The 24,602-nt window shown below is 43.1% G+C and carries 23 protein-coding genes; 7 read left to right on the forward strand and 16 right to left on the reverse strand.

Annotated features, from left to right (window positions below; genetic code table 11):
• Positions 1–13: 13 nt before the first annotated feature.
• Positions 14–946 carry an ATP-binding cassette domain-containing protein gene (locus WS42_RS02805; protein ID WP_046403866.1) on the forward strand — a complete coding sequence of 311 codons (933 nt, stop codon included), beginning with the start codon at positions 14–16 and terminating at the stop codon, positions 944–946.
• 363 nt (positions 947–1,309) lie between these two features.
• On the opposite strand, the gene WS42_RS02810 is transcribed toward WS42_RS02805, so the two are convergent.
• The 9 genes from WS42_RS02810 to WS42_RS02850 form a co-directional block, all read right to left on the reverse strand.
• Positions 1,310–2,653 carry a TlpA family protein disulfide reductase gene (locus tag WS42_RS02810; RefSeq protein WP_022160427.1) on the reverse strand — a complete coding sequence of 448 codons (1,344 nt, stop codon included), beginning with the start codon at positions 2,651–2,653 and terminating at the stop codon, positions 1,310–1,312.
• Positions 2,654–2,987: 334 nt separating this feature from the next.
• Positions 2,988–3,527 carry an RNA polymerase sigma factor gene (locus WS42_RS02815; RefSeq protein WP_022160426.1) on the reverse strand — a complete coding sequence of 180 codons (540 nt, stop codon included), beginning with the start codon at positions 3,525–3,527 and terminating at the stop codon, positions 2,988–2,990.
• 127 nt (positions 3,528–3,654) lie between these two features.
• Positions 3,655–4,086, reverse strand: a complete 432-nt coding sequence (gene rpiB / locus WS42_RS02820) for a ribose 5-phosphate isomerase B (protein ID WP_013613016.1) — start codon at positions 4,084–4,086, stop codon at positions 3,655–3,657.
• Positions 4,087–4,233: 147 nt separating this feature from the next.
• On the reverse strand, positions 4,234–4,923 hold the full coding sequence (rprY, locus tag WS42_RS02825) for a response regulator transcription factor RprY (protein ID WP_013613015.1): 690 nt from the start codon (positions 4,921–4,923) through the stop codon (positions 4,234–4,236).
• Positions 4,924–4,966: 43 nt separating this feature from the next.
• Complete coding sequence (locus WS42_RS02830) at positions 4,967–6,517, reverse strand: sensor histidine kinase (protein ID WP_013613014.1); 1,551 nt, start codon at positions 6,515–6,517, stop codon at positions 4,967–4,969.
• A gap of 195 nt (positions 6,518–6,712) precedes the next feature.
• Entirely contained in the window at positions 6,713–7,741 is a 1,029-nt protein-coding gene (gene ruvB, locus WS42_RS02835; protein WP_013613013.1) for a Holliday junction branch migration DNA helicase RuvB, read from the reverse strand.
• A gap of 62 nt (positions 7,742–7,803) precedes the next feature.
• On the reverse strand, positions 7,804–8,778 hold the full coding sequence (locus WS42_RS02840; protein WP_013613012.1) for a DUF4435 domain-containing protein: 975 nt from the start codon (positions 8,776–8,778) through the stop codon (positions 7,804–7,806).
• A gap of 82 nt (positions 8,779–8,860) precedes the next feature.
• Positions 8,861–9,226: a four helix bundle protein gene (locus tag WS42_RS02845; RefSeq protein ID WP_013613011.1), complete on the reverse strand. Its 366-nt coding sequence runs from the start codon at positions 9,224–9,226 to the stop codon at positions 8,861–8,863.
• Between the two features lie 55 nt (positions 9,227–9,281).
• A complete protein-coding gene (locus tag WS42_RS02850; RefSeq protein WP_013613010.1) occupies positions 9,282–10,121 on the reverse strand; it encodes an AAA family ATPase in 840 nt (279 codons plus the stop codon).
• A 195-nt stretch (positions 10,122–10,316) separates the two neighbouring features.
• Between WS42_RS02850 and WS42_RS02855 the strand changes: the two genes are divergently transcribed.
• Complete coding sequence (locus tag WS42_RS02855) at positions 10,317–10,685, forward strand: DMT family protein (protein WP_013613009.1); 369 nt, start codon at positions 10,317–10,319, stop codon at positions 10,683–10,685.
• Here the strand turns inward: WS42_RS02855 and WS42_RS02860 are convergent.
• On the reverse strand, positions 10,675–10,854 hold the full coding sequence (locus WS42_RS02860; protein ID WP_041556887.1) for a hypothetical protein: 180 nt from the start codon (positions 10,852–10,854) through the stop codon (positions 10,675–10,677). The two genes, WS42_RS02855 and WS42_RS02860, sit on opposite strands and share 11 nt — an antisense overlap.
• Positions 10,855–11,193: 339 nt before the next feature.
• On the opposite strand from WS42_RS02860, the gene WS42_RS02865 reads away from it, so the two are divergent.
• The 3 genes from WS42_RS02865 (at position 11,194) to WS42_RS02875 (ending at position 14,482) form a co-directional block, all read left to right on the forward strand.
• The gene (locus WS42_RS02865; RefSeq protein WP_022160425.1) at positions 11,194–13,002 is read left to right on the forward strand and encodes a TrkH family potassium uptake protein; all 1,809 of its coding nucleotides are present in this window, start codon (positions 11,194–11,196) and stop codon (positions 13,000–13,002) included.
• Positions 13,003–13,253: 251 nt separating this feature from the next.
• A complete protein-coding gene (locus WS42_RS02870) occupies positions 13,254–13,928 on the forward strand; it encodes a potassium channel family protein (RefSeq protein ID WP_013613007.1) in 675 nt (224 codons plus the stop codon).
• Between the two features lie 134 nt (positions 13,929–14,062).
• The gene (locus WS42_RS02875; RefSeq protein WP_041556885.1) at positions 14,063–14,482 is read left to right on the forward strand and encodes a MarR family winged helix-turn-helix transcriptional regulator; all 420 of its coding nucleotides are present in this window, start codon (positions 14,063–14,065) and stop codon (positions 14,480–14,482) included.
• A gap of 187 nt (positions 14,483–14,669) precedes the next feature.
• Here the strand turns inward: WS42_RS02875 and WS42_RS02880 are convergent, their stop codons facing one another.
• The 4 genes from WS42_RS02880 to WS42_RS02895 form a co-directional block, all read right to left on the reverse strand.
• On the reverse strand, positions 14,670–17,006 hold the full coding sequence (locus tag WS42_RS02880; protein WP_022160424.1) for a beta-glucosidase: 2,337 nt from the start codon (positions 17,004–17,006) through the stop codon (positions 14,670–14,672).
• A gap of 100 nt (positions 17,007–17,106) precedes the next feature.
• Positions 17,107–17,688 (reverse strand): Crp/Fnr family transcriptional regulator, encoded by a 582-nt coding sequence (locus tag WS42_RS02885; RefSeq protein ID WP_022160423.1) that lies wholly within the window; start codon positions 17,686–17,688, stop codon positions 17,107–17,109.
• Between the two features lie 6 nt (positions 17,689–17,694).
• Positions 17,695–18,795, reverse strand: a complete 1,101-nt coding sequence (locus WS42_RS02890) for an alanine racemase (protein WP_013613003.1) — start codon at positions 18,793–18,795, stop codon at positions 17,695–17,697.
• 119 nt (positions 18,796–18,914) lie between these two features.
• Complete coding sequence (locus WS42_RS02895) at positions 18,915–20,174, reverse strand: phosphoglycerate kinase (RefSeq protein ID WP_013613002.1); 1,260 nt, start codon at positions 20,172–20,174, stop codon at positions 18,915–18,917.
• Positions 20,175–20,416: 242 nt separating this feature from the next.
• Between WS42_RS02895 and WS42_RS02900 the strand changes: the two genes are divergently transcribed.
• A complete protein-coding gene (locus WS42_RS02900) occupies positions 20,417–20,854 on the forward strand; it encodes a nucleoside deaminase (protein ID WP_013613001.1) in 438 nt (145 codons plus the stop codon).
• Here WS42_RS02900 and WS42_RS02905 read toward each other — a convergent pair.
• Both WS42_RS02905 and aroB read right to left on the reverse strand, forming a co-directional pair.
• Positions 20,851–22,086, reverse strand: coding sequence for a 3-phosphoshikimate 1-carboxyvinyltransferase (locus WS42_RS02905; protein ID WP_013613000.1), 1,236 nt, complete (start codon positions 22,084–22,086; stop codon positions 20,851–20,853). The two genes, WS42_RS02900 and WS42_RS02905, sit on opposite strands and share 4 nt — an antisense overlap.
• Positions 22,087–22,097: 11 nt before the next feature.
• On the reverse strand, positions 22,098–23,129 hold the full coding sequence (gene aroB, locus WS42_RS02910; protein ID WP_013612999.1) for a 3-dehydroquinate synthase: 1,032 nt from the start codon (positions 23,127–23,129) through the stop codon (positions 22,098–22,100).
• A gap of 193 nt (positions 23,130–23,322) precedes the next feature.
• Between aroB and dprA the strand changes: the two genes are divergently transcribed.
• Positions 23,323–24,438: a DNA-processing protein DprA gene (gene dprA, locus WS42_RS02915; protein WP_046404360.1), complete on the forward strand. Its 1,116-nt coding sequence runs from the start codon at positions 23,323–23,325 to the stop codon at positions 24,436–24,438.
• Positions 24,439–24,602: the final 164 nt, after the last annotated feature.

A 24,602-nucleotide genomic window follows, 5' to 3' on the forward strand; every position in this document is an offset into this window, starting at 1 on the left:
AATCGAAAAGAATATGTCGGTAATATTAGAGCATGTCAGTAAAGCATATGGCCGGCAAAAGGCGCTGGACGATATCGGTTTCAGGCTGGAAGAAGGTGAAATATGCGGTTTTCTAGGACCTAATGGAGCCGGTAAATCTACTACCATGAAAATCATTACCGGCTGTCTGAACGACTATCAGGGAGAAGTAAGGATCAAGGAGATGAATCTGCGTGAAAATCCACTGAAAATCAAAGCTATTATCGGCTATTTACCCGAACAAAACCCACTCTACCCGGATCTGTATATCCGGGAATATCTGCTTCACGTGGCCCGGCTTTATCGTGTCGGCCGGCCTGTAGCGAAGGTGAATGCGATCATAGAGCGAACCGGACTCGAGCCGGAAATTCAAAAAAAAATAGGACAATTATCGAAGGGATACAGGCAGAGAGTGGGATTAGCGCAAGCTTTGGTGCACGATCCCGAGATTCTGATCCTGGACGAACCGATGACGGGACTCGATCCGAACCAACTGGAAGAGATCAGGCATTTGATCAAAGAAACCGGAAAAAAGAAGACGGTGTTGTTATCGACCCATATTATGCAGGAGGTAGAAGCGATTTGTGACCGGGTAATAATCATTAACCAGGGAAAAATCGTTGCGGACCGACCGATCGGAGAGATCTGTACACATGCAGACGAAGGGATGGTACTTCGCGTTGAATTCAGCCCGGGAAGCGATACACACTGGCTAAGTAAAAGCGAACTGTTCACTCACACCTCACAACAGGCTCCGAACTGCTGGCGTTTAACTTCCCCCCAAGGGAAAGATCCACGGGAAGCCTTGTTTTTCGAGGCTGCCGTTCGCCGCTGTCCGATTATCGCATTGCATACAGAAGTTTATCAGCTGGAAGATATTTTCCACCGATATACACAGAATTTTCCGGCAAAGCCGGGAAAAGATTAACGTAGCCGGAGATGACCGATCAGCGCCGTGCAGATCGGCACATCTTCGATACCGGTTGACGAAACTACATTCCGGATCGAGATTACCAACCACAATCCAAGGCTTGCCAACCTAAAAGGAGATACGGATCCGGAACGAAGTGACACTAATCCATGGTAATGTAGGTTTTTAAATAATTACAGAGGTTTGAACAGTTACAAAAATGTAGAAGATAAGTCAATGGTAGTAACTTAAAAGATAAATAGAATGAGTTTATAAAATACACCAACTCATTTATTTTGACATATAAATACCCCCTAAAAGCTTGTAATAAAACTTTCAGGGGGTATTCATTCGAGGACAACCGATTTGAAAAACGGCTGATTAGATTCCTTCCAGAGCGTCGAAAGTTTTAGCTGTTTCAGGATTTGAAGGACGGGTCATCTTTGCATTGATGATTTTTCCTTCTTTATCCAAAAGGATAAAACGAGGAATTCCGGTAATCATATAAGCATCCATAAAAGTATTGTCGCCACCGTTGTGCAACTGGATACCTCCTAATTTATCTTCTTTTACCATCTTTTCCCAGGCTGCTTTGTCGCGGTCACAAGAAATACTTACGAAATAAATATTCTTTTTTCCGTATTTTTCTTCTAAAGTTTTCAAGTGAGGCAATTCACCCCGGCAAGGTCCACACCAGGTAGCCCAAGTGTCGATATAGACATATTTTCCGGCCAAATCGGCTAAGCTAACCTCTTTGCCATTGATGTCGAGATATTTGAAAGACGGTGAAGGCTGTCCAACAGCAATTCTAGCCCATTTTGCACACAATTCGTCGAATTTAGCTTTTTTTGCAGGATCGGTAACTTTAGCACTATATACCGGAGCAACTTCAGCCAAATGATCGACACCGGAATCTTTCACATAAGCGGTAACGATTTGATCGACCAAATATTCAACAACTGCAGGATTTTTGAAGTTTTGTTCAACGTAATCCAATTGTTTTTTCGTGAAAGTCAGATTATCGCGATCTTCCAGATCTTTAGCAGCCATCGCCTGAACCCGACCGATCAACGCCTCCTGATACCAATTCATACCAATCAAAGCTTCATCTTCGGTAATTGCAGAAACCAATTTATTGTAGAAAGCATCGGTAGGCTTGAAATCAGGAGCCTGTGCATAGTAGGGATGATAAAGGGGATAAATAGGAAGCGGTCCATAAACCATATAAGCCAATCTTTTTTTCTCTAACTGATTGAACTGCGGGTCGAATCCCAGGGTATCCAAATTTTCATTCAATTTCTTTATTTGTTCGTCTAAAGAGGCCAAAAATTCAGCTTCTTCCAACTTATAATCGGGGCTAAACCGTAAAGCCGGACTATTCAGGTATTCATTTTTTTTAGCGCCTTCACCGGTGAATGCAGGAATCATACGACGACCTTCGAATTTTACAGAAACGTCGAAACTTTTGCCCGGTTCAACATAAACCGGCACCTGCATTCTACCCAATACAACGGTAGCGTAACCCGGCTTAAGGTTTTCAGCCATCACAAAAAGGGCAGTATTCGTCGAATCCAAAGCCATCACGTAAGTAGAATCCTTGGTTATCAACTGAGGTTTGATTTCACCTTGGGGTTTGTCGAGATGAACCCGTACAGTAGTTTTAGATGCATTATTACATGACATGAGAGCCATTATAAGAATAGCAAGGAAAGAGAATTTCATCATATTACTATAATTTTAGTTTAAGATGAGCGAATTTAATAAACTGCGATTGTGATCGGATCAAAATAGGGAGCTTTAACCTTTATTTAACCACTCTCTTCCGTAATCACCAGTGCTTTACTTCCATTCACCGGAAGGATTAAAACCATTCTTTTTAGCCCTGTCACCATTTTACAAATGCCGAATATTTAAAATCAAATCCTAAAAAATCAAATAAAATCACCACCTTCAATTTTTATGATAAACAAATAAAACATGTCTATTCAAATATCAAACTCTCATATACAGAAAAAAAATTGATTCTTTAAGATACTCCTGTAAGAAATATGCCAACGCTTTAAATCCAGAAAAGTAAAAGATAGAAATGTTCCTGCAACCGGTCACGAAGTTTTTTATAGGCAGTTTTCTTGAGGGTATGGACGGTCCCCTCGGATATAGACAATTCGGCAGCGATTTCAGCATTCTTTTTTCCCTGCATGGCCAGCTCAATAATTTTACGCATCTGTACCGGTAAAGCTCCGACCGCTTTCCTCACCAAAAGATAAGTTTCTTGCCGGATAACCTCATTTTCGAAATACGCTTCAGATTCTGTCAAAGCTTCTTTGACAAAATGTTCATCGACCTGTTCGCGTCTGATCATATTGAGGCAACGATTCCGTGCAACCCGATAAAGGTATCCTTTTACTTTAAAGATATCCTCAAAGTCGGCCCGATTCTGCCAATAGGTCAGCAAGGTTTCCTGAGCAACGTCTTTGCATTGTTCCTCATCCCGTATATATTTCATAGCAAATACACACAATATCGGATAATAATCTTCAAACAACTCCCGGAAAGCTGCCCTGTCACCTTGTTTTATATCTTCGATTAAACCGTTCATTTATCTACCGTTATCCATCACAAAAATATAATTAACCGGGCAAAAAACAATACCCTTATGAAAAAGAAACGGCTGCCTCATCCGATAGACAGCCGCTAGTTGTTTATTTCAAACAGAATATAAATCCTTATTTTAGGGGAATTTTCTCGATTCTTCTCTGGTGTCTTCCACCTTCAAATTCGGTAGACAGAAAACGCTCGACGATATCCTGAGCATCGTCGAAGGAGATAAAACGGGCAGGGATACAACATACGTTGGCATTGTTATGGAGGCGTGCCAACCAGGCGATTTCGGTCGTCCAACAGAGTGCACCCCGGATACCCTGATGTTTATTGACAGTCATACAAATCCCATTCCCACTCCCACAGAGCGCGATTCCTCTCTCGAACTCGCCGGATTCAACAGCAGCAGCCATCGGATGGGCAGTATCGGGATAATCCATACTTTCAGCAGAATGTGTACCGAAATCTTTTACTTCATAACCTTTCTGGCGAAGGAATGCCACTAATTTTTCTTTGTATTCGTAACCGGCATGGTCACAGGCAATAGCTATTTTCATTTCTATCGATTTGTTATTAGAGTCGCAACGTGCAAACTGTTACAACGATGTGATTATTCTGAAATACAAAGTTAAAGTTTTATCCTTAAGGAAAGCAAATAAAAAACGGGTATTCTTCCGAATACCCGCAAAGAAAATATTTCTTTTTTAGAGAATAAGCTTATATCCTTTACCGTGAACGTTGATGATTTCAACAGAAGGATCCTTTTTAAGGTGTTTACGTAATTTGGTGATGTAAACATCCATACTTCTGGCATTGAAATAATTGTCGTCGGCCCAGATGTTTTTGAGTGCATAATTTCTTTCGAGCACTTTGTTGACATTCTGGCATAATAATTTCAAGAGCTCAGACTCTTTTGTCGTCAGTTTTTGTTCTTCTTCTCCATCGAACAGGGTCTGTTTTTTAGAGTTGAAGGTCAATTTACCGATTTTGAAGATTTCCTGTTCATCTTCAGGTTTGAGTCCGGTAGAACGACGCAGTACGGCTTCGATTCTGAGTAATAACTCCTCCATGCTGAAAGGTTTGCTCATATAGTCGTCAGCCCCTAATTTGAAGCCTTCCAGGACATCTTCCTTCATATTTTTAGCCGTCAGGAAAATGATTGGAATTTCGCTGTTGATCTGGCGAATTTCCTTAGCCAGGGTAAAGCCATCTTTTTTAGGCATCATCACATCCAGGATACATATATCGAAAGGCTGATTCAGAAAGGCTTCATAAGCTACCTCCCCATCTTCGCATAAAACAGTCTCGAATCCTTTTGCCCTCAGATATTCTTTCAGGAGCATACCCAGATTCGTATCATCTTCTGCTAATAAAATTTTTATTTTCTCCTCCATAACTATTTAGTTTTTAAATAAATTCTCTGAAAAATATACGCTTTTAGAAAAATAAAGTTCTCTTTACTTTTTGTTTTTTTGAGGTTAATGGTAAAATAATATCAAATCGGCTTCCTTTTCCTTCAGCGCTTTCCACTTCGATACGCCCTCCGTGTGCTTCCACGATAGTTTTTACATAGGATAATCCGAGGCCGAATCCTTTTACGTCATGTAAATTACCGGTCGAAACCCGATAAAAACGTTCGAAAATCAGCTTTTGCTCTTTCGCAGCAATTCCTATGCCATTGTCTATCACACTAATAATTATTTCCTGACCTTTATTCCGGGTGTAAACACTGATCTCCGGAACTTTAGTACAATATTTTATCGCATTATCCAATAAATTGGATACTACGTTCGTGATGTGTACCTCATCAGCATAAACTTCATCCTGGTCAGCCTCTAAATAACTATAGAGTTGTCCTCCTTTATCTTCTACACGCAGGCTAAATTTTGTCACAAGATTTTCAACAACCTCGTTGAGATTGACATTTTTTAGTTTCAGTTTCATCCGGGTTTCGGTAAACAAAGCGGTCTGGAGCACTTTTTCTACCTGGAAAGTGAGCCGTTTACTTTCATCGCGGATAATCCCGGCAATATGGTCGATGGTAGAGGGGGAATTGTTCACAGCCCCGTCTTTAAGCATTTGTGCAGCCAAAGAAATGGTCGCTATCGGGGTTTTAAATTCGTGTGTCATATTATTGATGAAGTCGTTCTTGATCGCAGATAATTTTTTCTGTTTAACGATGACTACGATACAGAATCCGAAACACAACACCAACAAAATGGTGATGATCAAACTGGGCAATAACAAGACGACAGAAGACAACAGATCATGTGACTGATCGGGAAAAATCAGAAAGAGGGTGGCCGGTTCCTGCTGTTGTCCAAAACTCATTTTCCGGTTGTAGGTGTAATCGGAATGCTGATTGAAGAAGTTTTGTGACATGAGGATAAATTCCCCTTTCTCTTTTACCGCATACTCGAAAGGAATTTTGACACCGTTATTCCTTAAACGTTCACCGATAATCTCTTTGAGATCGCTGCCATCCAATCGTTCTTCGATCGATTTTTCGGGCATTTCGGGAATCTTTTTAACCACGAGATCATATTCTTTTCCCAGACTGTTTTTGATTTCCTGGCGGGATTTCTGGATAGAATTCTGGAGATTCCGATTGCCTTTCTGTCCGAACAGTTCCCATACATTCTCTATCCTTTCGTCGTAACCGATGGGGAAGCGGCTGTAATCGATGACAATATTCATATCATTCTTTACATTGAGCCCAGGACGTAAATCCAGAGCCCGGGGCATTTCATGGACGACTCCATTTTTCCCCAGATGGTGGATTTCGTTTTTCTTTTCTTCGGCCATCTGCTGCTTATCCTTCTCTTCTAAATAAGTCGTTACCTGGTCGATAGATTTATTGACGAGATAATCAAAATGTGCTTTTTTCAACTGAAAAGCCGTTTGAAAATACCTCGCCTGTGTAAAGATCAATCCCAACAATGACAGACCTAAAACCACACCTAGTATGATAATCTGTTTTTTTCTCATACCCACAAATTTAACACTTCAAATTTAACACTTTGCACACTTAACACACTTTAACCTATAACGTTACTTCATAACACTAGCCGATTTTAACACTTTACTAGAGGGAAGGTCGATTTGTTAAATTCGCTCTGTGGCAGGTCTCTAAAACAAATGTTAAAATATTAGTTTTCTCCCTTTGTTTTTTCCCTTATGCCCTTAAAAAAGTGTCATTTGTTCCCCACCGTCATTTCTACGGGTTTTCCCCAAATGTTTATAAGCCAAGTCGGTCACTTCCCTACCGCGCGGAGTACGCTTGATAAACCCTTCTTTGATCAGGAAGGGCTCATACACTTCTTCCAGGGTACCGGCATCTTCGCCGACAGCAGTAGCAATCGTCGTCAGGCCCACCGGTCCTCCCTTAAATTTTTCAATAATGGTGAGCAGGATTTTATTGTCCATTTCATCCAGCCCGTATTTATCGATATTCAATGCTTCGAGTGCATAACGGGTGATGTCACGATCGATGCTTCCATTACCTTTGACCATTGCAAAATCGCGCACTCTGCGCAGCAATGCATTGGCGATACGGGGTGTACCCCGGCTCCGGGAAGCGATTTCCATAGCAGCCTGACCGGTAATCCCCACATTCAGGATAGCGGCAGAACGGGAAATGATTCCGGAAAGGATGTCGGTATCGTAATATTCCAGATGGCAATTAATACCGAACCGAGCCCGCAAGGGAGCGGTCAGTAACCCACTACGGGTAGTAGCGCCGATCAAGGTAAACGGATTGATTTGTATCTGTACCGAACGGGCTGCAGGTCCTTTATCGATCATAATATCGATGCGGTAGTCTTCCATAGCAGAATACAGGTATTCTTCGACCACAGGACTCAAACGATGTATTTCATCGATGAAGAGCACGTCGTTCTCTTCCAGGTTGGTCAATAGTCCGGCTAAATCTCCGGGTTTATCGAGTACCGGTCCGGAAGTAATTTTGATGCCTACCCCCAATTCGTTGGCAATAATGGCGGATAAAGTCGTTTTCCCCAGTCCGGGAGGCCCGTGAAGGATGACATGGTCCAGCGATTCGCCCCTCATCTTTGCAGCCCGCACGAAGATTTCGAGATTCTCGACAATCTTTTTCTGACCTTGGAAATCGCCGAAATTCAACGGCCTTAAAGCCCTCTCGAACTCTTTTTCGGTTTCTTTTAAATCGGTGTTTCTTATATCGAATTCACTCATGGTTCGTATTTACAGATTTTCATCCAAAAATAGGAAAACTAATAGTGCTATCAAAGCACCGGTCAATTTTCTCCCAAAAACTCCCGAATATCCTGCTCTAGTTTACGGATCGGGAAATAAGCTCCGTATTTTATGTTCTGTCGCAATTCGTAGTCGAGATTGTTACGTCTGCGATACAACTCACTGACCATATCGTGGGTGACAACTTTGTTTTTCTTTGCTGTGCGCAGCATAGCCTTACAAACTTCTTTACATACGATCGAAATCAAATCGTACAGGTTGTGACCGCGAATAAAGAAATACACGTTATCGGGTTTTAATCCCAATTCGCGGTATTTTTCACGAACAATAGCCAGATCGGCATGGGGATATTTACGTCCGAGGTAATTGATTTTTCTTTCGACTCTCATCCGTAGTTCATCCAACGCCCGGGCCCCGTTGTCGTATACCAAAGGAAAAGCTTTGGAATTGGACAAGCTGATGTAAGCATCGAATTCGAACTGGCTGAAAAGCACGGGATCGGCATTCTGAAAGTAAAGATGCCATATGAAAAGATCGTACAGGATGGCTGAAAAGTCACTCAGAAACCGACGGAAATCGAATACCGTATTTTTTAAGTGGGTGACTCTGCTGCACACATCGTCAAGGCCATCGGCAAAGCAGTGGTGGTTTTCAAAAGAGTAGGTGTAAGTTTGAAGCACGAAATGTTTGACATCAATCTTTCTTTCCCTCAACAAATAACGATAGTCGCTGTCGATACAAATGAAGAAATCGGGACTCAGGAAATCAAAATATTTCAAACATTGGGTAACTCCACAAGTCTCCCGTCCATATTCGTTCCGTGAACCGGAAATGAAGTGAAACTTATCGTCCGGCCGGAAATGTTTCAGTACAGCTCCCCAGAAAGCAATATCGTCTTTGTTTTCAACATGTACAGCCGCCCTACAGCGAAACATTTTCGCATCCAGAGCAAAACGCCGTGCCGCATTAGCAAAATGCGAAGCACGAGAGGGATTCTCAGCACGAGCACCAAACATAAAATATAAAGTAAAAAGTTAAAAAATAAGCAAAAAGCTATAGGCTAAAAGCTAAAAGCAAAGAGCTATAGGCTGAGTACTATTAACTATTTTTTGACTTTAGTCTGTTATTCAAAGTTTTTACACACGAAGCTAAAAGTGCTATTAATTCTTTAACAATTTCAGCTAATTTTTCATATAAATCAATATGAATATAATCGGTATCCCGTAATAAATTCAACCAATACAACGTTTCATTCGCTTCTTTTAAGCTCACTGCCAACTTATTTAAATAATCCGAATCACTTTGAGCAAAAACGGCTTCATGAATCAATGCCCCGATAGACGTACCACTTTTCAAAATTTGTTTACTTAGCACATACTCCTTCTTTTCCTGCTGTAAGTACTGAACCAGGCGTACAATTTCAACAGCAAAAGAATAACTTTTATCTTTTAATAACGGTATCATATCTTCTCTACTTTAACTTTCCACCCTTTAGCTTATCGCTTATAGCCTCTGGCTTTTAGCTTTTTACCTTTATCAAGTCTTCCACAAATACCAGCTTATCTCCCCAACCATCGCCGAACAGGCTGGGAGAATGGGTGGAAGTGATGATCTGACAATTGGGATTCAGATGGCGGATTTCTTCGAATAATTTATATTGCCATTCAATGTGTAAAGATATTTCAGGTTCGTCCATCAAGAGGATGTAAGGCTGTTCTTCCATCAGGAATACACGCATCAGAATCAGCAACAACTGCTTTTCCCCGGATGATAGTTTGTAAAGCGGTATCACTTCTCCATCGTCGATAAAGATCAGATGATTGGTATGCGGATCGATTTGAATGGTCTTCTGTGTTTTGGCAAAAAGCCGGTCGACCGTCTCAAAAAGTGTTTTGATGCGTTGATTAATCCGGCCGGCTTCTTCAGGGAAATTAGTCGCTTTCAACCGATAATCCGAGAAAGAAGGATTGGACCCGCCGATATCGTATACAATAGTATGCAGCTCGTTATATAACTGGCTATACTCTTTACCGGCTTTCGGCCGGTCCCGGAACGGAACGTCGAAAGTACTGATTTTTTGATATTTTACGTTTCTCAATGCAGTTTTCAACTCTCCTGCAGTCATTTTCTGTTGGAAATCGACGGTATAATCGTCGATGGTAATCTTTACCCCGACACCGTAAATTCTCAATCGTTTTACATCAGCCATCATGATGGAATCGATGATATTGAATAAGGTCGTCTTACCGCTTCCATTGATTCCAATCAATATATTCACATCGGGATTGAGATTCTCCCAAAAAAAATCGTATTTCTTCCAGAGATTCCGGATTTCGATACTATGAACCGTATTCGACATAACTTTAAAGTAAAAGGTAAAAATGTAAAAGGGTGGAAAGAGCAAGCCGCAACAATCGACCCTTCAACAAAGATAGAAAACAAAAATGAAAAACAGATGAGAAAAAAGAATAAGTAAATCAGAAAAGATATAATTTTGCGGCGCTTGAAACGATTTCAATTCATTATCTTTTAGTTTTAATTTTTACCTGAATCTATGAAAGGGTTATATACCGTCTTATTACTGGTTTGTTCGAACATCTTTATGACTTTTGCGTGGTACGGACATTTAAAGTTGCAAGAGATGAAAGTGATCAACAACTGGCCGCTCATCGGTGTTATCCTGATATCGTGGGGAATGGCTTTTTTCGAGTATTCGCTCCAAATCCCAGGCAACCGTATCGGTTTTCAAGGCAATGGTGGACCGTTTACACTTGTTCAGCTGAAAGTGATCCAGGAAGTGATTACCCTTATCATTTTTGCCATTTTCACGATGATCTTTTTTCAGGGAGAAACATTAAAATGGAATCACCTGGCAGCGGGAGTATGTCTGGTAATGGCCGTATATTTTGTATTTATGAAATAAGCCTATTTTCAGGAGGGTTGGACAGGTTTATACGGTAAGGTAAACCAAAATTCGACATCTTTGCCGGGTTGGGAGTCATCACCGATCCGGCCTTCATTTTCCGGACGATCATTTCACAGATGGCCAATCCCAAACCTATCCCCTGAACAAAAGGATCGAGTCTGACCAAACGGCCGAATACCGGTTTTTGACCTAAAAATAAAGTTCCCGGTTATCGGACAGGCAGTATCCCATCGAGATACTTTCCTGTTCAGTAAATTTTATGGCATTATTCAAAAAGTTGATCAGGATCTTGAAAAACGCACCCGGTAATTAAATGCAACAGAATTCAATAAAACGATCTGTTTTTCCCCCATACCGTAAGAACAAAAAAAACAGAGCTATAGATTAAAAGCAGAAAGAATGACGTAATAATATATACTCATTCAAATTTTGACAAAGAAAAACAATTCCGGAAGAAAACCTTTCTGATATAATCCCGTTCATTTTATATTAAATCCCAGTATATATGTTTTCTACCGAATTCAGATATAAACTCAACAATCTCCGACGTATCCTGAAAAAAGCGACCGTCCAGCTGATCCGTATTTTATTTATCCTCGCTTCAGTGGCAACGATCGTACTGATGGCCTACGAATACGGTTATGCGATCAGTGAGGCAGGGAAAAGATACGTTACAGAGGGATTCAATATCATCATCCGGATTTTCTTTTTCGGCAGTATCGCAACGATCTTTCTGGATCCCAAAGAGATCTGGCAAGAGAAAGGATATTGGATAGAGATTATCGTATTAGCACTTTTGTTATTCGTTATCCTGACCCAAACACCGGCTCATTTTCCCACCGACAACTGGTTACAAAAAACAGATCATATCCTGACCCATATTCTCTTGTTGTTTATAAGCATCATCCATCTCTCGAAAGTGGTAGTTACGGGATTACAACGGCATATAAGACCTGAAATGACGTTTGTCTACAGTTTCCTGGCCATCATCCTGACAGGTACTTTCCTGCTTATGTTACCGAAAGCGCATCATGGATCGCTGAGTTTTATCGATGCCCTGTTCACTTCTACGAGTGCCGTGTGTATTACGGGCCTGACGGTTGTCGATACGGCCACCACTTTTACTACAACAGGTCAGGTGGTTCTCCTTTTGCTGATCCAAATCGGAGGGATCGGGGTCATGACTTTCACCAGTTTTATCGCTTTGTCTTTTTTCACCCAAACCTCTTTTAACGATCAAATGGCTTTAAAAAATATCCTGAGCGAGGAATCGATGAACAATATTTTCCGAACTCTTTTCTACACACTTTTCACGACGATTATCGTGGAAGCTATCGGAGCCTGGATCTTGTGGTGGGAGATCCGGGATCTCTCCCCCTCCCTTATACCGAATAAGATATTTTTTGCTATTTTCCATGCCGTATCGGCCTTTTGCAATGCCGGCTTTTCAACTTTAACGGGCAATTTGTACCATCCGGGTATCCGGGATTTATACGGCTTACAGTGCTGGATAGCCACCCTGATTATATTGGGAGGGATCGGGTTTCCCATCCTGTTCAATTACGGTAAACTGGTAAATCATAAAGTCAGAAACCTTTTTTACCGGCTTACCGGCTCTTCGAAGCGTATGCCGTCGCATGTAAGAATTGTGAATACCACTACCCGTATTGTCATTACGGCAACTTTACTGCTCCTTGTGGGAGGAACTTTACTCTTCTGGTTGTCTGAAAACAACAATTGCCTGAGAGGGCTTCCATTAAGAGGAAAGCTGGCGGTGTCTTTCTTCAGTGCAGTGACTCCCCGCACTGCGGGTTTTAATACAGTCGATCTGACTTCTCTCCTGCCGTCGACTTTGTTCCTGACTCTCCTATTGATGTGGATCGGCGCTTCGCCCTTATCTACCGGCGGGGGGATAAAAACAACAACGATTACTATTGCGTTGAAGAATATCATCAATACGCTGAGAGGCAAAGAAAAAATCGAAATTTTTAAACGTCAACTCCCATCGGAAAACGTGCGACGGGCTCATGCAATCATATTATTATCTATCCTGTGGATCGGAACCGCCACCTGCCTGGTGGCTTTTTGGGTACCGGAGGGATCGGTCACCCAAATTTTATTCGAAGTAACGTCGGCGATAAGTACCGTAGGCCTTAGCCTCGACTTTACCTCCCAGTTGAATACGGCCGGAAAAATCATCATCAGCCTGACGATGTTCGTAGGTAGAGTGGGATTGATCACTTTACTTTCAGGACTTATTCCCCGGCAAAGTTCACAAAGTTATACTTATGCGGAGGAGAATGTGATTGTTTAAAAAGGCGAAAGGCTATAAGCTAAAGGCCAAAGGCTATAGGCGAAAAGCTATAGGCGAAAAGCGAAAAGAAAAAGGCAAGAAACGAGGGACAAGGAGAAGAAAAGGAGGAAGCTAAAAGGGGGAAAAGAAAAGGAACTCATTTTTAAAATATACGTAGACGTTATTGTTATTCATTTTTACTTTTAGCCTATTGCTTATAGCCTTTAGCTTATAGCTTATAGCCTTTAGCCTATTGCTTATTGTTTTTTGTTATGAAATGTATTATCATCGGTTTAGGGAATTTCGGGATGGCGCTGGCTCAACGGTTGACGGCCATGGGATATGAAGTTATCGGGGTCGATAAAGATATAGATAAAGTGAATGCATATAAAGATAGTATTAAAAATACGATCTGCCTGAACCTCAACAACGAACAGGCTGCCCGCAATTTACCGTTGAAAGATGCAGACCTGAATATCGTTTCGTTAGGTAAGGATGCAGGAGCTTCTATACTGACCGTGGCTATTCTTAAACAAAACGGAGCTAAACGTATTATTGTCCGGGCTATTTCTACCTTACATAAAACGGTTCTGGAAGCAATGGGTATAACGGAAATCATTCAACTCGAAAAAGAATATGCCGATTTTTTCGCAACAAAAACCGAATTAACTACATTAATCTATTCTTATCAGGTATCACCGGATTATTATATTTATGAAATGAAGCTTCCCCCTGCTTTTGTCGGACGACGACTGGGAGACATCAAACTGGAAAAAGATTTCTCGCTCAAATTAATCGCTATAAAACATTATGACCGGGATGAAGAAAAGGGGTATTTACGCATGGAACTTCTCGAAGAAGTATCCGATGACTTTGTGGTCAACGCCAACGATGTGTTTATTCTTTTCGGTAAACGCAACCGATTCCGGGTACTTTCGCGCAATTGAGCCGGAAAATTTGGATTTTTTAAATTATTTGTGTTAAATTTTCAAACTTTATTTGGATTTATATGCATAATACATATATTTGCAGAGAGAAGATCCATGTTTGATACATATATAAAAATACCTTTATTAACGACATGATGCAAAACTATATCGATATACTCCGCCAACTGAACTATGAACTGGTCAAGGAATTGGGTTTATTCAAACATCGTGCGGGCTTATCATTCAGTCAGCGGCATATCCTCTATCATATAAAGAACAATATAAGTCTTTCTATTCAGGAATTAGCAGATTTTCTTCATGTCGAACATTCTACGATGAGTAGAAATATAAAAAAGTTAGTCCAAGCCGGCTTGGTGGATATCTATCAGGATGAAAAGGACAAACGGAGGAAAGTGATCACCCTCTCGGCAGCAGGGGAGTCCCGGCTTGCAGAAGCAACAGATTCGATTAATGAAACGATATCCAAAATACTGGAGGTATTGGATGACGAGGAAATTGAAATCGTAATACACGGAATTCATCGTTATTGTGAAGCCCTGAAAGGAAACTGATAATCAGACGGTTTATTAGAATAAACGATGAAAACCCAAGGAATAATCCGATAAAGAAACAGAATAATTTTCCGATTCGGGAATGTTATAAAATTATGTTATTCAACTAATAAAACGTTCATTATCACAGCAAAGGTAATAAAGTAAACGAAAAACCAAAAACGGCAGGCCCGTTTCTCCGTCGAACTCAATACAACTCTTCGAGTTGTCGTACGGGTAATAAAACCCGATGCACCTCTTCACCCGTCACGGCTTGCCGAAGCGTAAAAGATTGTTTTAAACGGCAATCCCGGGAAGAACTCCCCCAAATAGCCAGATAGCGACCGGATTCAACTGCCCAACAGGAAGCTTGCTCGTCGAAGGACGCCAGTTCGGACAAACCGACAACCAACCGAACGACCTCACTCTCTCCGGGAGCCAATATTTTCGTTTTGGCAAAGGCTTTCAGTTCTTTCTGTGGTTTAACCATTGTTTTTCCGGGAGCGGCGATATATAACTGTACCACTTCTTTTCCCGGTATCTTTCCGGTATTGGTCACTGTACAGGAAAATTCATATCCTTGTTCTGTACGCAAATACCGAGGTTTGCTATAAGTAAATCCGGTATACGACAAGCCGAAACCGAAGGGATAGGAAACATCTACCCGATATTTATCGAAATAACGGTAACCGACATAGATCCCCTCTTCATATCGGGTAAAGTCGATATTCGGCCGGTCGGTACCTTTAGGCCCGGTATAAAACTCCCGGTAAATATCGAGAGCTTCCTCATCGCCGATTAGGGGAAAATTTTCAGAGGAAGCGGCATCTTCATAACGGACAGGGAAAGTCATCGGTAACTTACCGGAGGGATTCACCTTGCCCGATAAAATATCGGCCACCGAGTTTCCACCTTCCTGTCCCCCCTGCCAAGCCAACAGGATTGCATCGGGCCGGTCTTTCCAGGAAGCCGTTTCGATCACTCCCCCGATATTCAGGATGACGACTACCTTTTTACCCTCCTGATGAAAGATTCGGGTTACCTTTTCCAGCATTTCCCGTTCGTCGGCACAAAGCTCGAAATCGTCTTTCACTTTCCGGTCACTGTATTCTCCGGCATTCCGGCCGATGGTAATCATAGCCATATCCGTTTCTTCGGCTTTTCGCCGGATCAACCCTTCGTCTAAAGTACATTCCACGATACGGGGAGGAGTGACGTGGTTGTATTTCTTCCAATCGATTTTAGCCTCTTCAGCCCGGATATAATCCAAATAATGCTGTTTCAAGCCCTTATCGAGGATAAAACCGGCTCCGGTCAATCCTTCTTCCAAAGAGACAGAATAAGCTTCTTCGACATCACCGCTACCGGTACCTCCGGCAATAAACTGGTAAGAAGTATTTCCAAAAACGGCAATATCACGCACATCAGCGGCCAACGGTAACGTTTTTCCATCATTTTTCAACAAAATCATTCCTTCGGCAGCAGCTTCACGGGTAACCGAAGCATGTGCTTTCAGATCAGGCTGTTCGGAATAGGGATATCCTTTAAAACGGGGCGTTTTCAGGATCAACTCCAACACCCGGCGTACATTCCGGTCGACGTCGGCCATAGATAGTTTTCCTGTCTTCAATGCCTGGCGGATACTATCTTGCTGGCGAATTTTCCCGGGCATCAGCAGGTCGTTTCCAGCCTGGACCTGCCCGACGGCATCGCGTCCACCGAACCAGTCGGTGACCACCATCCCCTGATATCCCCACTCTTTACGCAAAATCGTCGTCAGTAAATCATAACTCTCGGAGGTATAAACGCCGTTGATCTTATTATACGACGACATTACCGTCCAGGGATTCGCTTCCTTCACCACCATTTCAAAGCCTTTGAGATAAATCTCCCTCATCGCACGGGGAGAGAGAATCGCATCATTAGCAATCCGGTTCGTCTCCTGATTATTGACGGCAAAATGTTTCACAGACGTGCCTACGCCGTTTTGTTGAATACCTTTTACCATAGCTACTGCGATTTTACCTGTCAGGAAAGGATCTTCGGAATAATACTCGAAATTCCGGCCACACAGAGGATTCCGGTGGATATTAAGAGCAGGTGCCAATAAAATATCACAACCATATTCGAGCACTTCGTTACCCATGGCCTGCCCGACCTGTTGTACCAAATCCGTATTCCAGGTCGAAGCCAGCAAAGTAGCTACAGGGAAAGCAGTACAATAAAATGTTCGCGGACAACTATCACGCCGGGCAGAAATCCGAAGTCCGGCAGGACCGTCGGCCATTACCATCGCCGGAATACCCAGCCGGGGAATGGGATAGGTGGTACCGGCAGCACCGGGCACAATTTTATCGGTTTCGCCCACGGCAACCAAAATATCTTCGGCCACCTCACCCGTTCCGGTCAACAACCGGATCTTTTCGTCGACCGTCATGGCCTGAATCACTTTTTCCAAAGGAGCCTTACCCAGTTGGGGTAACTCATCCGCCCAAATCAAAAAGGGAAGAAAACAAAAAATAGAAAAAATACAGTATTTTATCATAGCACAAGATTTAAAAACAGTGCAAAATTCTGTATTTCGATCCGATTTACAACGTTTTCGATACTGAAATACTTTCCGGCAGGACATTTCTTGATCTGTATCAAGAAATCTTACCAGCCCGTATCCGGCTTAAGGTTTCAGGACTCATCCCCAAAAAAGAAGCCACATGAATCTGAGGAGCCCTCCGGACGATCTGAGGGTGTTCGAACTCCAGACGCCGATAACGTTCGAAAGCAGAATGCCGGTTGCGGGCATCCGCTTTATGTTGGGAAATGATTAACGAACTTTCGAGGATGGTACAATATACCCGCAAAATTTCGGGATCCTGTTGCATGAGTTCATGAAAAGGTCCGTAAGGTATTTCATAGATCAGAGTAGGCTCGAGTGCCTCAACATAAAATTGTCCCGGGATCTGACGAATAAAACTTTCCAGACATACGAAAAGATGGCCTTCGTATGTAAAATGCTCCGTAATCTCCAGATTTTTTTTCCGGTAAAACTGCCTCACCATCCCTTGTTCGACGACTCCCATCGAACGTGCGACATCGCCTTCTTTCAAAAATAATTCATTCTTCAATAATTTCCGTGGTTCTAAGATAGCAGCCAAACGGCAAAGGCTTTTTTCACTCAAAGGATAAGTATGAGCTGCTATTTCACCGGCAACTTTAATTTTATCCTCCATGATGCTTTAAATATGGGCGGCAGTTTTCCCGTCGTTCATGTGGTAAATTTTCATCAGATCGGCCGTCATACAGGAATGCACAGGCAATACGGTGACAACATCCCCGACATGAAGCCGATCGAGAAAATCGTCCGTACAATGCATTACGCCATGTTCCTGGGACAAGGACACCAATTCCACACCCGAAATAATATTTCCCCAATAATCGTTATGGTTTTCAGCAACCATCCCATAAAGCGGACGATTACCGGGACGATCGATCCTATCCTTAGAAAAATGTACTCCCCCCCCATAAATCACCGCCTCATTCCGGTGCCGGTTGATGTCCACCACCGGGCATTTCACTGCCAAAGCGATATTATACCAGTCGCAAGAACCGATTTTCAATTGTGTTACATCATAAAAAACAAAGTTTCCGGGGCGAATTTCATCGGCCACACCAAAACGATCGGCCAATGAACAGGAAGGCGTATCCCCTAAAGAAATCTTGAGCTGAGGATAGCGATCAATATATCTTTCTTTGATATTTTTAAGCATGCGCAGATTGTCTTTATGAATCTGCAAAATTTCTTCTTTAGAACGGGCGTTATACGTATGTCCGGCATGGGTAAGGAAACCCTCGAATTTGATATTCACATCGGGAGCAACAATATTCATGATCCGTTCGATTTTTTCATAGTTACCGGCGTCTACCCCATCCCGATGGTATCCGGTATCTACTCCCAGATATACGCCTACCGGATATTTCAGGCATTCGGACAATTGCCGGGCTCCTTCGGAATGGACCAATAACAAATTCAAACGAATCTTAGCTGCTAAAGCGTTGATTTTCTCGTGTTCCAGACAATTTACCGGAAAAGCGACCGTAATATCGTTCCATCCCCATTCGGCGAATTTCATAGCCATGTTCAATGAAGAAACGGTAATCTTATCCACTCCGCTCGCTCTGAACCACTCACCGATTTCCCGGGACTGATGAGTTTTAAAATGTGGCCGGAATACCACATTGGCTGCTTTCGCTTTGGCCGCCATCCGGGCAATATTACTTTTACACACTTCCTCATTGAGGACCATCGTCGGCTCTGTTACCTGAATCATCGTGCTCATAACAAACTAGTTTTACTCCTACAAAAGTAAAAATATATAATTGAAAAATCCGACCTTAATGACATAAAAAAAAGCGTCCGCACTTCAACGGACGCTCATTTATTTTATCGAAGTCACGATTATTCTCCGCGGATAGCAGTGATTCCGGGTAATTCTTTTCCTTCGATGTATTCGAGAAGGGCACCTCCACCGGTAGATACGTAGCTGACCTTGTCGGCCAGTCCGAACTGGTTGATAGCAGCGACAGAGTCACCACCACCGATCAGAGAGAAAGCACCTTTTTCAGTAGCTTTCACAATAGCCTCGGCAATAGCCCTGGTACCTTCGGCGAATTTGGGCATTTCGAATACCCCGACCGGACCGTTCCAAAGAATCGTTTTGGATTCTTCGATTACTTTAGCAAAACGTTCGCGAGTCTCCGGACCGATATCCAATCCTTCCCAGCCATCCGGAATATTCATGGGATCAGCCAATTTGGTATTCGCATCATTGCTGAAACCATCGGCGATGACAGCCTGATCGGACAATACCAGATTAACCCCTTTTTCTTTGGCAATACGCATGATATCGAGCGCCAGATCAAGCTTATCGGCTTCACAAATAGAACTTCCGACATGTCCCCCCAAAGCAGCCTTGAAGGTATAGGTCATCCCTCCACCCAGGATCAGGTTGTCCACCTTATCCATCAGGTTCATGATGATGTCGATTTTAGAAGAAACTTTAGATCCCCCCATGATAGCGGTAAAAGGACGTTTCGGATCTTTCATCACACTGTCGACCGCCTTCAGTTCACCTTCCATCACATAACCGAATAATTTATCGTTGGGGAAATATTTTGCGATCAAAGCGGTAGAAGCATGAGCCCGGTGGGCGGTACCGAATGCATCGTTGATCCAAACATCACCTAAAGAAGCCAGGTCGGCGACAAATTTCTTCTGAGATTCTTTGACCGCTGCCTTTGCAGCTTTTTTTTCTTCATCGGAGGCATCGTCAGCCAAACCACGGGGTTTACCTTCTTCTTCTGCATAATAACGCAGATTTTCGAGCAGTAATACTTCTCCCGGTTTCAATTCAGCAGCTTGTTTTTTGGCACTTTCACCTATGCAATCATCCGCAAATCTGACCGGTTGTCCCAGTAATTCTTCTAAATGTTTCTGAATATGTTTCAGCGAATATTTACTGTCAACCCCTTTCGGACGTCCCAGATGAGACATCAGAATAACAGCACCGCCGCCGGCAAGCACCTTCCTGATCGTAGGAATAGCCGCCCGCATACGGGTGTCGTCGGTGATCTCGAATTTATCATTTAAGGGTACATTGAAATCCACACGGATCAATGCTTTTTTCCCTTGAAAATTGTAAGTGTCAATCGTCTGCATAAAATTATTATTAATGATTAATGAACTAGCAATTCATATGTCCCATTGTTTCGGGATGATAAAATTAGGAATAATTTATCTGCTACCCAAATATTTTGATTACAATCCACTCAATATCATACTCAAACGATTGATATAAAAGACCGGCTTTCCGGGCGGTGATCCGGGAAAAATCCTTAACTTTGCCGGGTAAAAGTTGCTGAATGGTAAATTTTTCCGACCGAACAGATCCGACGTAGCCGATGACGACACATGAATATTATATGCATAAAGCCCTGCAGGAAGCCCGACAAGCCGCAGAGGAGGGAGAAATCCCTGTAGGAGCCGTCGTCGTATGTAAAGGAAAAATTATCGCCCGGGCCCATAATGAAACCGAAAAACTGAATGACGTCACCGCTCATGCAGAAATGCTTGCCATCACGATGGCAACCTCTTATCTGGGAGGTAAATACCTGAATGAATGCACGCTGTACGTAACGATGGAACCTTGCACCATGTGTGCCGGTGCATTATCATGGGCACAACTCGGCGAATTAGTGACCGGAGCCCCCGACCCTCATCGGGGATACTCGCGTCTGACCCCTCCCGTATTGCATCCGAAAACCCGAATCACCTCAGGCATTTTAACCGGGGAATGCAGTGAAATAGTGAAACAATTTTTCAAAGCTAAAAGATCTTAAGAGTCCGAATATCCGGATTTCGTCCCAAAACATCCGGCCAGTGCTTCCCAATAACGGGGAAAAGATTTGGAAACGACTTCTTTATCCACAATAACTAATCCCGGATGTTTCAGGGCTGCAGGAGCAAATGCCATGGCCATGCGATGATCGTGATAAGTCGCAATCCGGGGACATGGCTGCCCCCCGGTCCGTTCCCCTTCCCAAATCAAGGCTCCATCTCCTTCAGCTTTCAACAGATAACCCAATTTGCCCAATTCCTCTATCAGCGCCTGGATCCGATCGGTTTCTTTAATCCGCAAGGTCTCCACTCCCCGGAACAGAAATGGAATACGCCGCATACAACAAGCCACAGCAAACGATTGGACGAGATCGGGCATTTCCACAAAATCATAATCCAACCGATCGATTTCAGGCTTTGCGGCCGATAATCTCACTAAATCTCCCTCATAGCAGGTTCGAACCCCTAATTTCCTCCACACAACAGTCTGACGGGAATCTCCCTGCATGCTTTTTTCTTTCAAGCCGGTCAGGATAATCTCTCCTTCTCCGGCGATAGCCAGCAATTCATAAAAATAAGAAGCAGCACTCCAATCCGATTCTACCCGGTAAGGAACAGACCGGTATTCTCCCGGTTTCACTCCGATCACAGTATCCTCCCGACCGACTTCGGCTCCAAACTCCCGCATGATCTGCAAAGTCATATCGATATAGGAACTCGAAACTACCTTGCCGGTAAGCCGGATTTCCAATCCTTTTTCCATATAAGGAGCGATCATCAATAAAGCAGAGATATACTGGCTACTGACAGAAGCCGGAATATCTATACTTCCACCCACCAGGCGGGAACCGTAAATCTCCAATGGCGGAAAACCTTCGTTTTCAAGATACCCGATCCGTGCTCCCAATCGGTTCAAAGCTTCTACCAACACCCGAATGGGTCTTTGTTTCATCCGCTCGGATCCCGTCAGTACCCACTTCCCGATAATCCTTGAAAGATAAGCCGTCAGAAAACGCATCGCTGTCCCGGCATGCCCCACATCAAAATAGCTATTTTCACTACACAGTATCCGCACCATACTTTGCGTATCGTCACAATCGGCGAGATTTTCTATCGGTAGTTCACTATCGGCCAAGGCATTGACGATGAGCACCCGATTGGAAATACTTTTCGAGGCAGGCAAAGTAACCGTACCTTGTACCCGTTTCGACTTGAAATCCAAAGTTATATCCATTCCCCTTCCCATTAAATTTGTTTAAGGGCTTCGAAAATTTCATCCCGGCTACAATAATTATCGATGTCAAATTCGCCGGGTTTATGTATGAGTGTAAAATTAACCCCTGCCTGTTCGTTTTTCTTATCGTGCAGCATCAGCTCATATAATTCGTCCGCTTCGGCTACAGGATGGTAGACCGGGTATTTTTCGCGGATAAACTTCCTTACCGCCTCGAAATGTTTTTCATCGAAACCAAGTTTTTGCACGGAGAGGAACAATTCGGCAATCATGCCGTACGCAACAGCATCTCCATGGAAAATATCGAGTCCACGGCGGATAGCGACACTTTCGATAGCATGCCCCACCGTATGTCCGAAATTCAATGCTTTGCGCAATCCTTTTTCCCGGGGATCACTTTGTACAATAGCCGCTTTCACCGCAACGGATTTACGTATCAGCTTCAAAAAATCTTCTTCCGCCACTCCGGCAAAATCTACCTGCATCGCTTCAGCCACATGTTCTTCATCGGCTAATAAAGCGTGTTTCAGCATTTCGGCAAATCCTGACATAATCTGCCGTTCGGGCAAAGTAGCTAAAAAATGATTATCGATAAGTACCCAATCGGGGATAGCGAAACTACCGATTTCGTTTTTCAATCCATTGAAATCAAAGCCGGTCTTTCCTCCCACCGACGCATCGATCTGAGCCAGAAGTGTCGTCGGTATATTCACACAATGTATTCCCCGTTTGAAGCAAGAAGCAGCAAACCCACCGAGATCGGTAATCACTCCTCCTCCCACATTCACCAAAACAGCATTTCGCCGGGCCCCCTGATCGGACAATACCTGCCAAATCTCAGCCACACTCTCTAAAGATTTGTGATGTTCACCTTCAGGAATTGTAATAATATGTTCTTCAGGAATACCGAAATCCTCGAAACTTCTCTGACAAAAATTACGGGAATTATTATCGACCAGTACGAAAATATCTGCAATACCGAAGTCCGCCAGCTTCAATTGTAAATCCGCCCGGATATCACGGGTAAAAATTATATTGTTCATATACCTGCAAATTTTGCCAAAAATAAAAAGGAAAAAGCAAAACTCCAATATTAATCGGAGAAAACGGCAAAAGTAAAGAAATCAGCTTCTCTGCCCATCGAAGCTACGGAATAATATCTTGTTTTTAAGAAGTATAATTCAATAATATTTCATAACTTTGTTAAATACGGATCCATTTAAATCTTCTTTAGCCATGAATCGAAATAGCTCTGTGAAAGCCCGCATTGCGATCAGTTTATTACCCAAGCTGAATAGCTGCATATACCTCCCGTTGATCGAAAGATGCGGAGGTCTGGAAGGTTTTTTTCTCGAAAGCGACCAAGCGCTGAATCAGCTCTATCGGGAGTTGAATATACCCACGGACACTTTTAACCGGAAAACGGCTATACAAAATTCAGAAGCGGAGATAGAACAGTTGGACAAACACGAGATACAAATCTGCACAATCGAAGACGGGTGTTATCCGGAATTGCTCCGGCAATGTGCCGATGCTCCCCTGGTCTTTTTTTATAAAGGGAAGTTAAAGTCCTCTCCGGCAAATAAATATCTGGCCATCGTAGGGACAAGACATGCATCGTCCCGGTGTGAAGCCAGAGTGACGGCATTGGTCGAAGACCTGGTGAATCTGGGTTGTCGTCCTGTCCTGGTCAGCGGATTGGCTTATGGCATCGACGCCTCGGCCCACCGGGCTTCCCTGAAGTTCGGCTTGACGACTTTAGCCGTATTGGGACATGGATTACACATGATTTATCCGGCGACCCATAAAAGCATGGCACGTCAGATTCTGGAGACCGGCGGGGCCTGGATCAGCGAATTTCCTTGCACGGCGAATATACATCCGAGCAATTTCTTACGCCGCAACCGGATTATTGCGGGTCTCTGTCATGCAACCCTGGTAGCCGAATCGGCCATAAAGGGAGGAGCTATGGCCACAGCGCGCCTGGCCATGTCATACGACCGGGAAGTCATGGCTTTCCCTGGACGTCCGGAAGATAAATATTCGGCAGGCTGCAATTTTCTGATTAAAGAAAACATTGCCGCATTAACCGAAAATGCCACCGACGTGGCCCACCTCTTAGGTTATCCGATAAAAAAAACGACACTGCAACAAACGATCTTACCGAATTTCAGCGACGACGAACGAGAGAATGAACTCATTCAGCTCTTAAGTGAAAAAGGAACTCTGCATATCGATGAATTATGCCAGTTGACCCAGCGTCCAAGTAGTGAACTAGCGGCTATCTTATTGCAACTCGAACTGGAAGGGAAAATAATCGGTCTGGCAGGTAAAAAATATTCTCTCCGGTAATTTTATCACCCCGAGAGAGACCGCCGAAATACTAATTTCGGTTTTGGTAACAGATTATCAGCAGGGATATATCTCCAACTATCAATCCGAAAGCAAAATCAAGGTTTGTTAATAAAAAATTAACTGCAAAAAGTTTTGATATCGTAAATAATTAGATAATTTTG

Origin of the sequence: Odoribacter sp. N54.MGS-14, from assembly GCF_000980295.1 — a bacterium.
Lineage (GTDB): Bacteria > Bacteroidota > Bacteroidia > Bacteroidales > Marinifilaceae > Odoribacter > Odoribacter splanchnicus.